This is a genomic window from Marinobacterium aestuariivivens, assembly GCF_042661465.1.
Classification (GTDB): Bacteria; Pseudomonadota; Gammaproteobacteria; order Pseudomonadales; family Balneatricaceae; genus Marinobacterium_A; species Marinobacterium_A aestuariivivens.
The window spans coordinates 3,927,090-3,939,567 of record NZ_JBHSWE010000001.1; the positions used below are offsets into that span (position 1 = coordinate 3,927,090).

At 62.2% G+C, this 12,478-nt stretch carries 10 protein-coding genes; 4 read left to right on the plus strand and 6 right to left on the minus strand.

Features of this window, described 5'->3' with window-relative positions; all coding sequences use genetic code 11:
• Nucleotides 1–145 precede the first annotated feature (145 nt).
• From ACFQDL_RS20510 to ACFQDL_RS20525, 4 genes are all read left to right on the plus strand, one after another.
• Nucleotides 146–451 (plus strand): recombinase-like helix-turn-helix domain-containing protein, encoded by a 306-nt coding sequence (locus ACFQDL_RS20510; RefSeq protein ID WP_379910636.1) that lies wholly within the window; start codon nucleotides 146–148, stop codon nucleotides 449–451.
• A gap of 10 nt (nucleotides 452–461) precedes the next feature.
• Nucleotides 462–1,490 (plus strand): Rieske 2Fe-2S domain-containing protein, encoded by a 1,029-nt coding sequence (locus ACFQDL_RS20515; protein ID WP_379910637.1) that lies wholly within the window; start codon nucleotides 462–464, stop codon nucleotides 1,488–1,490.
• A gap of 71 nt (nucleotides 1,491–1,561) precedes the next feature.
• Nucleotides 1,562–2,494, plus strand: coding sequence for a VOC family protein (locus ACFQDL_RS20520; RefSeq protein WP_379910638.1), 933 nt, complete (start codon nucleotides 1,562–1,564; stop codon nucleotides 2,492–2,494).
• A 44-nt stretch (nucleotides 2,495–2,538) separates the two neighbouring features.
• Nucleotides 2,539–3,060, plus strand: a complete 522-nt coding sequence (locus ACFQDL_RS20525) for a cupin domain-containing protein (RefSeq protein ID WP_379910639.1) — start codon at nucleotides 2,539–2,541, stop codon at nucleotides 3,058–3,060.
• Between the two features lie 135 nt (nucleotides 3,061–3,195).
• Here ACFQDL_RS20525 and ACFQDL_RS20530 read toward each other — a convergent pair whose 3' ends face one another.
• The 6 genes from ACFQDL_RS20530 to ACFQDL_RS20555 all read right to left on the minus strand — a co-directional run bounded on the left by ACFQDL_RS20530 (nucleotide 3,196) and on the right by ACFQDL_RS20555 (nucleotide 12,426).
• Entirely contained in the window at nucleotides 3,196–4,344 is a 1,149-nt protein-coding gene (locus ACFQDL_RS20530) for a sensor domain-containing diguanylate cyclase (protein ID WP_379910640.1), read from the minus strand.
• 195 nt (nucleotides 4,345–4,539) lie between these two features.
• Complete coding sequence (locus ACFQDL_RS20535; protein WP_379910641.1) at nucleotides 4,540–6,495, minus strand: putative bifunctional diguanylate cyclase/phosphodiesterase; 1,956 nt, start codon at nucleotides 6,493–6,495, stop codon at nucleotides 4,540–4,542.
• Nucleotides 6,496–6,911: 416 nt separating this feature from the next.
• A complete protein-coding gene (locus ACFQDL_RS20540; RefSeq protein ID WP_379910642.1) occupies nucleotides 6,912–8,039 on the minus strand; it encodes a sterol desaturase family protein in 1,128 nt (375 codons plus the stop codon).
• Between the two features lie 439 nt (nucleotides 8,040–8,478).
• Nucleotides 8,479–9,918 carry a carbon starvation CstA family protein gene (locus tag ACFQDL_RS20545; protein WP_379910643.1) on the minus strand — a complete coding sequence of 480 codons (1,440 nt, stop codon included), beginning with the start codon at nucleotides 9,916–9,918 and terminating at the stop codon, nucleotides 8,479–8,481.
• A 139-nt stretch (nucleotides 9,919–10,057) separates the two neighbouring features.
• Entirely contained in the window at nucleotides 10,058–10,750 is a 693-nt protein-coding gene (locus ACFQDL_RS20550; protein ID WP_379910644.1) for a response regulator, read from the minus strand.
• Nucleotides 10,747–12,426 (minus strand): LytS/YhcK type 5TM receptor domain-containing protein, encoded by a 1,680-nt coding sequence (locus ACFQDL_RS20555; RefSeq protein ID WP_379910645.1) that lies wholly within the window; start codon nucleotides 12,424–12,426, stop codon nucleotides 10,747–10,749. Before ACFQDL_RS20555 ends, ACFQDL_RS20550 begins: the two co-directional genes overlap by 4 nt.
• Between the last annotated feature and the right edge of the window lie 52 nt (nucleotides 12,427–12,478).

Here is a 12,478-nt window from a genome sequence, read left to right on the forward strand (position 1 = left end):
TAAGCCCACCGTTCAAAGTCCTTGACGACTGTAGGGTTAAGGCTTAGTTTTAACCATAAATAAAACATATTTTTATATATAAAACACATTCCCGTGATCCCAGCGGGTTCCGACTCACACCACCGACAATAAAAGAGGCTGTGCAATGCAATCGCAGGAATACAACGAAAAACTCGCGATCTGGCTGCGGAACGAGCCCTGTTCCGATGCCGGCGTCAATAACCTGCAGGTACCGGGCAAAACCGAAAACATTATCTGGCAGACCCGTGCCAAGGTGCCGTCACCCTATGAAAAGGCCCTGGCCGATGCGCTGGAGCAGGTGTTCGCCGACGGCGCCATCGGCCTTGGCGAGGTCGTGGCCGGGCTGAATACAAGGGGCATGAAGTCCGAAGCCGGCGAGGCCTGGACCGAGGCGTCCCTCGAAGCCGAACTGCAGCGACTGGGAATCTGAGGAGAACGTCATGTCCGTTAAAGACGAAATTCTGGAAAACTATCTCGATCTCGGCCTGCGCGATCTCTGGTATCCGGTGGCCTCGAGCTGGGAGGTCGCCGGCAGTCCGGTCGGCATTACCCGCCTGGGCGAGAATATCGTGTTGTGGCGCGACGCCGAAGGCGTGGTACGGGCGCTCGAGGATCGCTGTCCGCATCGCGGCGCGCGCCTGTCCTTCGGCTGGAACCTGGGGGACCGCGTGGCCTGCTGGTACCACGGCGTCGAGGTCGACGGCGACGGCAAGGTGGCCGATGTGCCGGCGGTGGTCAGTTGCCCGATGACCGGCAGCGAATGCGTCAAACGCTATCACGTCAAGGAGCGCAACGGCGCCATCTTCCTCTGGTTCGGCGTAGACCCGCACGCGCCGCCCCATGACCTGGTGCTGCCGGAGCAACTGGCCGATGGCGAATGGGCCTCGTTCCTGTGCCAGTCCGACTGGGCCGTGAATTACCGTTACGCCGTCGACAACGTCATGGATCCGATGCACGGCACCTACCTGCACATGAAGTCCCACTCGATGGCCGAAGGCGACCGCACCGCCGAGATGCGTGCGCGCAATACCGAACACGGCTTCATTTTCGAGAAGACCGGCCAGTCCGGCGTCAACTTCGACTGGGTCGAGTTCGGCAATACCGGCTGTCACTGGTTGCGGCTGTCGATCCCCTACAGGAAGCAGTACGGGCCGGGCGGCCATTTCTACATCGTCGGCTTTGCGACGCCGGTCGACCGGGACAACTGCCGCGTCTTCTTCTGGCGCTGTCGCAAGGTCGATGGCTGGCAGCGCAATGCCTGGCGTTTCCTGTATCGCACCCAGCTCGAGAAGCTGCATTGGGACGTACTCGAACAGGACCGGCTGGTGCTGGAGGCGATGGCACCCAATGCCCGCGACCACGAGTTCCTCTACGAGCACGATGTCGGCCTGGCCCGTATCCGCCGGCTGCTGGCGAAAGAGGGCAGGAAACAGCTCGAGCGGCAGGCGGCGCTCGAGGCCGCGGAATAGTGCAATCCTGGCCGGCAGCGACTCCCCCGGTGGGCGTGGCTGCCGGAACGCCACAACAGAAGAGGCTCGAAATGAGTATAAAGGGCATAGAAAAGCTGGTGTTCGGCGTCGAATCCCTGTCCGAGAGCCGCCGCTTTCTGCAGGACTTCGGCCTGACGGAACAGGCCGGCACAGATGGCGGCCTGCTGTTCACCACCCTGGATGGCAGCGAGATTCGGGTCTACCCAAGGGCTGCGGCACCGTTGCCTCCGGCCTTCGAGGACGGCTCCACACTGCGTTCGGTGACCTGGGGCGTTGAATCCGCGCAGGCGCTGCAGTCGCTGGCGGCCAGGCTTCAGGACGAGCCGGGCTTTGCCAGCAGTGAAGACCTCGTGACCTGCCGGGACCCCGGCGGCATGACCCTGGAGTTTCGCCTGTCGACGGTATCGGAAATCGAACTCGAGGTGCCGCCGATCAATCAGCATGGCGATATCCGCCGCATCAACCGGGCCAGCCCGGTATATGAGCGGGCGACGCCGATCGGTATCGGCCATGTGGTGTTTTTCGTCACGGATCTGGCGCGGGCCCGGGCATTCTACGAGCAGAAGCTGGGCTTTCACCTGTCGGATTTCTACCGTGGCAAGGGCGCTTTCATGCGGGCCTCGGAAGCGGGACCGCACCACCACCTGTTCCTGCTACATATCCCGGGGCATGCGCCGGGCCTCAACCATGTCGCCTTTACCGTGCGCGATATCCACGAGGTGGCCGGTGGCGGCCTGGCGATGAACCGCAAAGGCTGGTCGACCTTCCTCGGGCCGGGGCGCCACCCGATCTCGTCGGCGTATTTCTGGTACGTCAACAGCCCGCTGGGAGGGGCCTTCGAGTACTACAGCAACGACGACTACCTGACCGGCGAGTGGCAACCGCGGGAGCTGGAGCATTCCGTTGCGAGTTTCACCGAGTGGGCGGTCGAGGGTGGAATAGATCCGCAGACGCGTCGCCAGCACGAGGCTGTCGGGGCCTGAAATCCGGGGCCTGCAGAGGCTCCATCAATTATTTGAGGTGGATGATGAAAGAACAATTCGATACCTGGGTGAAGCCGGCAGAGATGTCGCTGGGCGATTTCGTGGAAAGCCGGATCGCGCGCTTCAAGGGACGCACCTACGACTTCAACGCGCTGAAATTCCAGGCCGACTTCGACCCGAAGTACCGCCGCGCCCAGATGCGCTACATGGGCACCGGTGCCACCGGGGTCAGGCGCGACAGCAATACCATTCCTTCGGAGCACTTCACCTTCTCCACCATGGTGCTGCCGGCACAGTGCGAAGGCCCGCTGCATACCCATCATGACGTGGAAGAGGTGTTTTTCATGCTCAAGGGCAATATCACCCTGTTCGTCGAGCATGACGGCGAGAAGGTCGAGACGCAATTACACGAGCGCGACCTGATTTCGGTGCCGCCCGGTATTCCCCGCGGCCTGTTCAACCACGGCCAGGAGGAGGCCCTGATGTGCGTCATGCTGGGCTCGCCGAAGCCGCAGATCCCGACCTATCCGGACGATCATCCGCTGTCGAAAATCGAACGCTATTAACCTGGCATGCAAATAGGTTCCCTACCTATTTGCATGTCACGCCACGGAAACGGGCGCAGGTGCGCGGACATGCTGGTTTCCGTGGCGCTCGCATTGGCCTGCGCGGCCAATGATGAAGCATCCCTGCTTCATGTATTAACCCGCCGGATTAATACTGAGCGGGGCGTTGGTCCCGCCCGCAGGCGTCAATCGGACAACCCTGGAGCCGGGGACAGGGGGGCCAGCCGGGACCGGCTGTGGGCTTGGCGGTGGCGGGACTCTTTCCAGGCTTTCGACCCGGTTCCGGCCCAGCTTTTTGGCACGATACAGGGCCTTGTCGGCGCGTTGCAGCAGCTCCTCGAAGCTGTCCTGCCCGTCGAACTGGCTCAGGCCAAAGCTCGAGGTGACAGACAGGTTCCGGTCGATGTCCAGCTGTTCGATAAGGTATCTGAGCTTTTCGCTGGCGTGGACGGCGTTTTCCAGATTCAGGTCCGGGAAGATGATCGTAAACTCTTCGCCACCCCAACGGGCGAAAAAATCGACGCTCCTCAGGTGGTTTCTGATCAGATCGGCGACCTGTCTGAGGACCTGGTCGCCGGTATCGTGACCGTGGGTGTCGTTGATCTGCTTGAACAGGTCCAGGTCCAAAATGGCCAGCGACAGCGGGTGCCCGTAACGTTTGGCGCGGGAAATCTCTTTGCCGATTGTCTCTTCGAATTTTTTACGGTTGGGAATACCGGTGAGGCGGTCGGTATTGGAGATATATTCGATCTCCCTGATTTTCTCTTCCAGCTCCCGGTTCTTGGTTTCGAGCTCCACGGTTTTCTGTTTCAGAAGATTTTCCAGAGTCATGTTGCCGGCTTTAAGCAATCGGTCTTTTTCGCTCAGCTCGTCGTGAAGGGTTTTCTGCCGGTGAATATCCTGATGCGCGCCGATGATGCGGGCAGCGCTACCATCCGGGTTGCGTTCGATGATCTTGGCGCGATCCAGAATCCAGAGATACTGCCCGTCTGCCTGTTTGCAGCGGTATTCGATGCAGTAGGTGTCGAGCGCGCCGTTGATAAAGCCTTCGATTCTGTTCATGACCCGGGGGTAGTCGTCGGGGTGGATGAGATTCTCCCAGGTAAAGACGTCTTGCCGGAAAATGCCGACGTCATAGCCCAGCATGCGATACCAGCCCGGGCTACGTTCGACACGTCCGGTCGCGCCATGCCAGTCCCAGGTACCTTCCGCGATGACGTCGAGGAGATGGTTGAGGGTCTCGTCGGCTTCTTCCGGCGTTCGGTGCCGGTAGGTTTCGAACATCTTGTACCACCAGTCGTTGCACGAAAGGGACGGGCATTGTCGGTATGCTGCAGTAAGTGTAGCGAATCCGCTACGGTCCGTGCGGTTGTTTTGCCATCAATCGGGCCCGGGCTGCGCAGGCTATTCAGGATGCGGCGACAGGTATCCCGGTCTGCCAGCGACGGTCCCCCAATCCGTCTCCCTGCAAGGCCCGGGTCAGAGGCACGGCTGGGACAGGATGCGGTTGCGTCGGATACGCTGTTCGAATTCGGCGGCGTTCACGGCCTTCGAGAACAGGTAGCCCTGGCCGTAATCGCAGCCCATCGCCGCCAGGCAGGCCCGCTGTGCCTCCGTTTCGATGCCCTCGGCGATGACCCTGATCCCGAGCTTGTGGGCCATCAGGATGATCGCTTCGCACAGCGCCGCGTCGCTCGATGCCGGCGCGAGATTCTGTACGAAGGAGCGGTCGATCTTCAGGTAATCGATATCGAACTTTTTCAGATAGGACAGCGTGGAGTAGCCGGTGCCGAAGTCATCGAGGGACACTTCGAGCCCCATTTTCTGGACCGCCAGCAGGCGCTCCGAGGCGGCCGCGTCCATCAGGATGCTCTCGGTGATTTCCATCGCGATCGCGTCCCCCGGCAGGTCAAGCTGCTCGAGCCAGGCCAGCCAGTCCTCGAGTTTCGAGCCGTTGCTGCGAAGCTGAACGGGCGAGGTGTTGATGCTGATCTGGAAGTCCGGATCCAGGTTTTGCCGCCAGGATGACACCTGTTCGGCGGCCTCCTCGAAGATCCAGCTGCCCATTTCGATGATCAGGCCCGTTTCCTCGGCCAGCGGAATGAAGTCGCCCGGCGCCACCAGCCCCTCGGCCGGATGGTTCCAGCGAATCAGCGCCTCGGCCTTGCGTACCCGTCCCGATGCCAGATCGACTATGGGCTGATAGCAGAGGCAGAACTCCCGGTTGGTCAGGGCGTTGCGCAGGTCATGGATGCGCTGCATTCTGGCCAGTGCCAGATCCTGCATGTCCGGGGTGAAATAATGATAGCGGTTGCGGCCAAGGTGTTTGGCCACATACATCGCCTGATCGGCATGTTGCAGCAGGGTGTTCACATCGGCGGCGTCATCGGGATAGATGGTAATGCCGATGCTGGCCGAGATGAAATTGCGGTGTTCGCCGTTGCAGAAGGGCTCGGTCAGCCGCGCCAGTATTGTTTCGCTGACCTGGGCGACGTTTTCGAAATCGTCGAGGCCGGGGAGGATAACGGTGAACTCGTCGCCACCCAGGCGGGCGACGGTATCGGACTTGCGTATCGATTTTGACAGCCGGCTCGAGGCCTCCTTGAGCAGCGCATCGCCCACCTCGTGGCCCTGGGTGTCGTTGACATCCTTGAAATTGTCGAGATCGATATACATCAACGCGATGCGCTTGCGGTCGCGCTCGGCCTTGCGGATCTCCTGTTCAAGCCGGTCGTAGAACAGCCGGCGGTTAGGCAGGCCGGTGAGGAGATCGAAATTGGCGAGCTTGTCGAGCTCTGCATGGCTGGCTTGCAGTTTTCGCACCAGGCGAATGACCATATAGAAGAAAACCAGCGTCAGAACGAGCTGGAAGAAAATCAGTGCGGTACTGATCTTGATCTGATCCCGCACTTCCGATGTTCTGAACTCGGCCAGCTCGATTGCCCTGTGTATGGACAGGTTTGACAGTGCCTGCAGGGCTGGCAGCACCGGTTCGAGCGTGCGACTGATCTGTTGAATGGTCTGGCGGTCGAGCGCGGCCGGCGAGGCATCGATCACGTAATGCTCGGTGGCATCGAAAAAACCGTCGAGCTGTGCCAGGGCCGATCTGTACTCCTCGCTGTCCAGCAGGCGGGCAGAGGTGGGATTGAGTGCGACGACGTCGAAGCGGCTCCAGAGTATCTCGTAGCGCAGCTGCAGCTGGTCAAGGGCTTCATTGCTGAGATCGTCAAGGGCATTTTTCAGGCTCAGCTGGAACTGCAGAGCCTCCCGTTCCAGCTGAAAAACGCCCCAGCTGACATCGTTCTCGTTGTATTCGACGGCACTTGCCAGCAGCCGGCTTTGATAAAACTGGATATACAGGGTCACGGAAAAGGACAGCACCAGCCCGATGCTGACCAGGGTGAGCCAATACTTCTTCCTCTTGGTTATAGGCATCGGATTAGGGCTTCCTGTCACGCTGCACAGAACGGTCGGCGCCGGCTGATGTGCGTGCCGGCAGACAGACGTTCGGGTGGAGCAGGGTCCCTGACACCGGGCCGAATGCAGTCGGCATTGCCGGCGGCTGTCCGGCCGGTGACAGTGCCGGACCGTATCCGTCCCTGGCGCAGTGGCAGTGCGGTCGGATGCCGGAACGGCTGACGCTATCCAAGAGGTTAAAGGACGCCACTGTCACTCCCTCCCTGAAGTTGAGTGTCTGGTCTGCGATATTCTGCGGCCATGATGCATCTTTGTCTCAGGCTATACCAGTATAGGTGCGCAGGGAAGGATCTGGCGAGGTCTGAAAGGTGGCGCAGGCCAGGTACGTCGGCGATGTTCAGCGACCTCCATTTCCGGCTAACGGAACCTGTCGACTAATTTCCTGAGTGGGTAGAGCGTCTGTCCGATGTAGGTTCGGGGCAGCCTGACGGTGGTGCCGTACTCCGCCGGCCAGTGCTCCGCAGGCATATGGCAGGTGCCGAACAGACGGTCGAAGAGCACGGTATGAGCCGAGTAGTTGGTGTCGATCGCGGGCTTCTCGGAGCTGTGGTGCCAGTGGTGGAACTGGGGGTGACCAGCACGTACTTCAGCGGGCCGAATGACAACCCGAGGTTGCAGTGGATCAGGATCGCCTGCAGTGCGGCGAAGGCGACGTAGATATCCAGCGCGGCCTGGTCAGCGCCCAGCAGGTACAGCGGCACCATCACCAGGGCGCGTTCGGAAAACACCTGGACGAAGTGGCCCCGGGATCCGGCCAGCCAGTCCAGATGTTCCACCGAATGGTGGACGGCGTGGATCGGCCAGAGCGGCTTCACCTCATGGTAGAGCCGGTGCTCCCAGTAGAGCACGAAGTCTGCGCAGAGGATGATCAGCAGCACCTGCAACAGCACTGGAACCGACTGCACGGCGCTCTGCAGCGCCGGGCTGATCGCCCAGTCGAAATGGCCGGCGTGGTAGTTGGCGTAAATCAGGATGGCCGAGATCGCCAGGTGGTTGAAGCAGAAATAGAACAGGTCCAGGCCCCATTCCGGCCGCAGGATCACCTGGTTGCGGTACTTTGGAAACAGCTTCTCCAGTGTCATGAACACCAGCGTCGAGCCGAGAAAGGCCAGGATAAGCCAGTCCACGCCCAACGACAGCCGGCGCGGCTCGACCGGACCGACCGGAATGCTGTAGCCGCCCAGCGCAAAGGCGATCAGGGTCAGCAGGATGCCGATGGCCCCAAGGCGCCTGTAGCCGTTGAGGAAGAAGGTGAGCAGGCCGAAGAACAGCGAAAAATACATGCCGTACTTGAGCACCAGCTGAAGCTGTTCAGCATCGTAGGCTTGGCGCAACTCGATGGTCGTCAGATAAGAGGGGTACAGATACGCCAGCACCGCCAGCAGGCTCAGGGCGCCGAGCACCAGCGAACAGTAGCCGCTGATCTTGCCTTCGCCCAGTCGAAACTCGTTGTCGATATCGAGCGCTACGTCCCGCTCGCGGTATTGATAATCATCTTTCATGACCTGATCGTTCCCTGATATAGGTTCTTTATAGGGTGGCCAGCCGCAAAGGGATATAGCACCAATGGCGGCTATTCGCGCTAAAGCCGCTTACATCAAAGCATTCGCAGCGGGGAAGTGCCCTTTGGGTGCGCCGCTCCAGCGTGAAAGGCTGCAATGCCTGTGGCCGGCACCGGGGCTAACCTCTGGCAGCCCCGTCGAACAGTATACGCTTGGCCAAGGGATCGGTAATCTCTAGGCTGCGCCCGCTCGATTGCCGGGCGCTTCTTGCAGTGTGGGACTGGCACGGATATCTCCGGGCCGCGCTTCTTGTGCCGGATGGACCGGGCAATAAAAACGCCGCCGGGCGAATCGCCCGGCGGCGCTCTGTGCGTATGACGCTGGCCGCCACCACCATCGCCACCGCCGACCCGAGGGCCGGTGGCGACGGGCGTCCGGCTCAGGCCTGCTCGGCCGCGATTGCGGGAGCGTCCAGCTCGTCCTTGTCGCGGCGGCCACGGCGCAGCAGCCACGCCAGTACCACAACGGACGAGGTGATTCCGATGGGCCCGGCCAGGCTCAGGGGCAAACCGAAGCCGATCTCGGCCGATAGCAGGTAAGCGTTGACCACACCGGTCATAAAGGTGGCCGGGACGGTGCATACCCAGTGGAACTTGTCGTGACGCTTGAGCCAGGCCGCCGCGGCCCACAGCATGATCACCGCGGTCATCTGGTTGGCCCAGCCGAAGTAGCGCCAGATCAGGTTGAAGTCCATCTGGCTGACGAGGAAGCCGACGGCGAAGAGCGGCAGCGCCACCATCAGACGCTTGGCGACCGGCTTCTGGTCGAACTTGAGGAAGTCGGACAGGATAAGCCGCGCGGCCCGGAACGAGGTGTCGCCGGAGGTGATCGGCAGAACCACCACGCCGAGGATCGCCAGGATACCGCCGGTGGCGCCCAGCAGCGAGGTCGCCACGTCGTTGACCACGGCGGCCGGACCGCCGTTCGCCAGGGTCGCGTTCAGCGCATCCGGGCTGTCGTAGAAGGACATGCCCAGGGTCGCCCAGATCAGCGCGATCACGCCTTCGCCGATCATGGCACCATAAAAGACGAAGCGGCCGTTGTTCTCGTTTTCCATGCAGCGGGCCATCAGCGGCGACTGGGTGGCATGGAAGCCGGACAGGGCGCCGCAGGCGATGGTGATGAACAGCAGCGGCCACAGCGGCAGATCGTTGGGATGCAGGTTGTCGAGCGTGATGCCGGTGGCATAGAAGGGCTTGTCGCTGACCGCCAGACCGACGAGCAGGCCGACGGACATGAACACCAGCAGGGCGCCGAACAGCGGGTAGAAACGACCGATGATCTTGTCGACGGGCACTACCGTTGCCACCAGGTAGTAACCGAAGATGACGGCGACCCAGACAGGTACTGCGGTCCCGGACAGGTTGCCCAACAGCTTGGCCGGGCCCAACACGAAGACCACGCCGACCAGCAACAGCAGCAGGACCGCGAAACCGTTCATGAAGTGCCGGGCGACGCTACCCAGTTCGCGACCGACCACGGTGGGTACCGAAGCGCCGCCGGCGCGTACCGACAGCATGCCGGAGAAATAGTCGTGCACGGCTCCGGCGAAGACGCAGCCAAAGACGATCCACAGGAGCGCGACGGGCCCGTAGAGGGCACCGAGGATGGGGCCAAAAATCGGGCCCAGGCCGGCGATGTTGAGCAGCTGTACCAGATACACCTTGCCGGTGGACATCGGCACGTAGTCGACGCCGTCGTTGTTGGCAATCGCGGGTGTCCGGCGCTCCGGCCGGATGCCGAAGATCCGTTCGATGATTTTCCCGTAGATGAAGTAGCCGCCAATCAGCAGAGCGACGCCCAACAGGAACCACTGCATGGTTGACCCCCTTGTTGTGTTTGTAGTGTTGGTTCGGGGGCGAGCTTAAGGGGCGAGCACCGCAGCGGCAGCCGGTTTTTGCCTGAGCGGTCGAAAGCGGTGGTTGAGCGGTCGCAGCCGGGCCGTCAGGGACGGGCGCTCAGAAGGGCAGCAGGTATCGGTCCCTGAGCTGTTTCAGGTAGCGGCGCGACACCGGGATCAGTATGCCGTGACGGGTTTCGATTTCGGCGCCGCCGTCTTTCTGGGTAATGGCCTTGAAGGCATCGGGATTGACCAGATACTGGCGGTGTATGCGGATCAGCGGCAGCCGCGCTTCCAGGGTCTTGAGGGTCATCTGGCAGTGCAGTTCCTCGCCGCCGACCTGGACCTGGGTGCCGGACAGGTCGACATAGGCGCAGTCGATCTCGGCCGGCGCGACCAGCCTCACCCTGTTGCCCTGGTAGCAGGCCAGTTTTTCCAGCGGCTGCGTCTCGCCGATACCCAGCATCTGGATGCGTTTCAGCGTGCGGGCCAGCCGTTCCGGATCGACCGGCTTGAGCAGGAAGTCCAGCGCGGCTTCGTCGAAGGCTTCGAGTGCGTACTGCTGGTGGGCGGTCACGAACACCAGCAGCGGTCGTGGCTCGGACAGCAGGCCGCTGACATCGACGCCCGACAGTCCCGGCATGTCCACATCCAGAAAGATCACGTCCGGGTGCAGCGACTTGGCCCTGAGCAGCGCCTCCTTGCCGTTGCCCGCTTCGCCCACCACCTTGACGCCGCCGGCTTCGTCCAGCAGCGCCGCCAGTTCCTCGCGGGCGAGGGGTTCGTCGTCCACGATCAGGGCTCGGATCATGACAGGGTACCTCTGGGCCAGGTCAGCTCGGCACGGGTGTAGTGCCCCGGCCGATGGTGGAGCTGCAGTGTACAAGAGACGCCCAGGGCGGCAAAGCGCTCGCGGACCAGCTTCAGGCCCAGGCCATCGGTCTGCTTCGGTTCCTGGGCCGCGCTGTCCTCCACCTGCACGCAGATAAGGTCGCCGTCCAGGCGCGCGGAAAGTCGCACCTCTCCGCCGGCTTCCGCGCGGCTGATGCCGTGCTTGAGGGCGTTTTCGACCAGCGTCTGGATCGCCAGGGCCGGCACCTTCTCGTCCCCCAGGGCCCCGTCCAGCTCTTCGACGAAGCGGAGGCGGTCGCCGAAGCGGGCTTTCTCGATGGCCAGATAATGGCAGACATGGGCGAACTCCTGGGACAGAGGCACGGTCACGCTGTTGCGGCCGAGGTTGCCGCGCAGGAACTCGGCCAGGTGCAGAATCAGGCTGCGTGCATCCTGCGGTGTGCGGCGCAGCACGGCGGCGACCGTATTCAGGCTGTTGAACAGGAAATGGGGGTTTACCTTGGCTTCCAGCGCCCGCAGCTCGGCTTCCGCCAGCAGTGCCCGGCTGGCCTGTAGCTGACTGTGCAGGATCTGATTGGACAGCACCCCGGCGATGCCCACTCCCAGACTGCGGTTGAGGTTGCGAAAGAGCTTGCGCTTGGGCTCGTACAGCTTGATGGTGCCGATGACGTCCTGTTCGCCCTTCAGCGGCACCACCAGCGACGAGCCCAGCTCGCAGTGGGCGGCGATCGAGCACTGGTAAGGCGTGGTCAGGCCATCGGCGAACACCACCCTGTTGTCGCGGATGGCCTCCAGAGTGATGGCCGAGGAAATGGGGCGCCCCACCTGGTGATGGTCGGCCCCCATGCCGGTAAAGCCCAGGATCCGCTCGCGGTCGGTGATGGCCACCGCCGCCACCCCGGTTTCGTCCTTGACCACCTCGGCAATGGCCTGGGCCGAGCGGGCGTTGAAACCGTCGTCCAGCAAGCCGACGCAGCGGCGGGCAATGCGCAGTGCCCGCTGGGAGATGCGCGAGGCCAGTTCGTCGGCCTGGAACTTGGCGTCGCGGATAAAGCCCATGAACAGCGCCGCCCCCAGCGCATTGGCCAGCATCATCGGCAGGGCGATGGCCTTGACCAGCGCCAGTGCCTGGTCGAAGGGTTTCGCCACCGCCAGCAGAATGAGCATCTGGCTGCCCTCTGCGACCACCCCCAGCAGCAGTGCCTGCCAGGGATTGAATATGCGTTCGGTCTGGCCACGGCGCTGCCAGTAGGCATGCACCAGGCCGGCCATAAGCCCTTCCCAGGTGGTGGAAATGGCGCAGGCCACGTCGGTGAAACCGCCCATGGAGTAGCGGTGCAGACCGCCCGTCAGGCCGACGGCGGTGCCGACCAGCGGCCCGCCCAGCAGACCGCCGAGAATAGCGCCGATGGCGCGGGTATTGGCGATGGCATCCAGCGTCTGCTGACCGAAATAGGTCCCCATGATGCAGAAGCCGGAAAAGATGGCGTAGACCATCAGCTTGTGGGCCGGCCAGCTGGACAGGTTCGCCAGCGGCCGGAACAGCGGCGTCTTCGAAAACAGATAGGCGATCAGCAGATAGACGCTCATCTGCTGAAACAGCGGCACCACCAGTTGTACGTCTATCGACTCCATCGGGGAACTCTTCGCAAAACACAGGCACGGTCAGAGGCCGCCAGTATGACAG

What these genes read in the sequence shown, in the direction of transcription:
- ACFQDL_RS20510 (WP_379910636.1), top strand. Translation starts at nt 146, where the DNA reads ATGCAATCGCAGGAATACAACGAAAAACTCGCGATCTGGCTGCGGAAC.
- ACFQDL_RS20515 (WP_379910637.1), top strand. Translation starts at nt 462, where the DNA reads ATGTCCGTTAAAGACGAAATTCTGGAAAACTATCTCGATCTCGGCCTG.
- ACFQDL_RS20520 (WP_379910638.1), top strand. Translation starts at nt 1,562, where the DNA reads ATGAGTATAAAGGGCATAGAAAAGCTGGTGTTCGGCGTCGAATCCCTG.
- ACFQDL_RS20525 (WP_379910639.1), top strand. Translation starts at nt 2,539, where the DNA reads ATGAAAGAACAATTCGATACCTGGGTGAAGCCGGCAGAGATGTCGCTG.
- ACFQDL_RS20530 (WP_379910640.1), bottom strand. Translation starts at nt 4,344, where the DNA reads ATGTTCGAAACCTACCGGCACCGAACGCCGGAAGAAGCCGACGAGACC.
- ACFQDL_RS20535 (WP_379910641.1), bottom strand. Translation starts at nt 6,495, where the DNA reads ATGCCTATAACCAAGAGGAAGAAGTATTGGCTCACCCTGGTCAGCATC.
- ACFQDL_RS20540 (WP_379910642.1), bottom strand. Translation starts at nt 8,039, where the DNA reads ATGAAAGATGATTATCAATACCGCGAGCGGGACGTAGCGCTCGATATC.
- ACFQDL_RS20545 (WP_379910643.1), bottom strand. Translation starts at nt 9,918, where the DNA reads ATGCAGTGGTTCCTGTTGGGCGTCGCTCTGCTGATTGGCGGCTACTTC.
- ACFQDL_RS20550 (WP_379910644.1), bottom strand. Translation starts at nt 10,750, where the DNA reads ATGATCCGAGCCCTGATCGTGGACGACGAACCCCTCGCCCGCGAGGAA.
- ACFQDL_RS20555 (WP_379910645.1), bottom strand. Translation starts at nt 12,426, where the DNA reads ATGGAGTCGATAGACGTACAACTGGTGGTGCCGCTGTTTCAGCAGATG.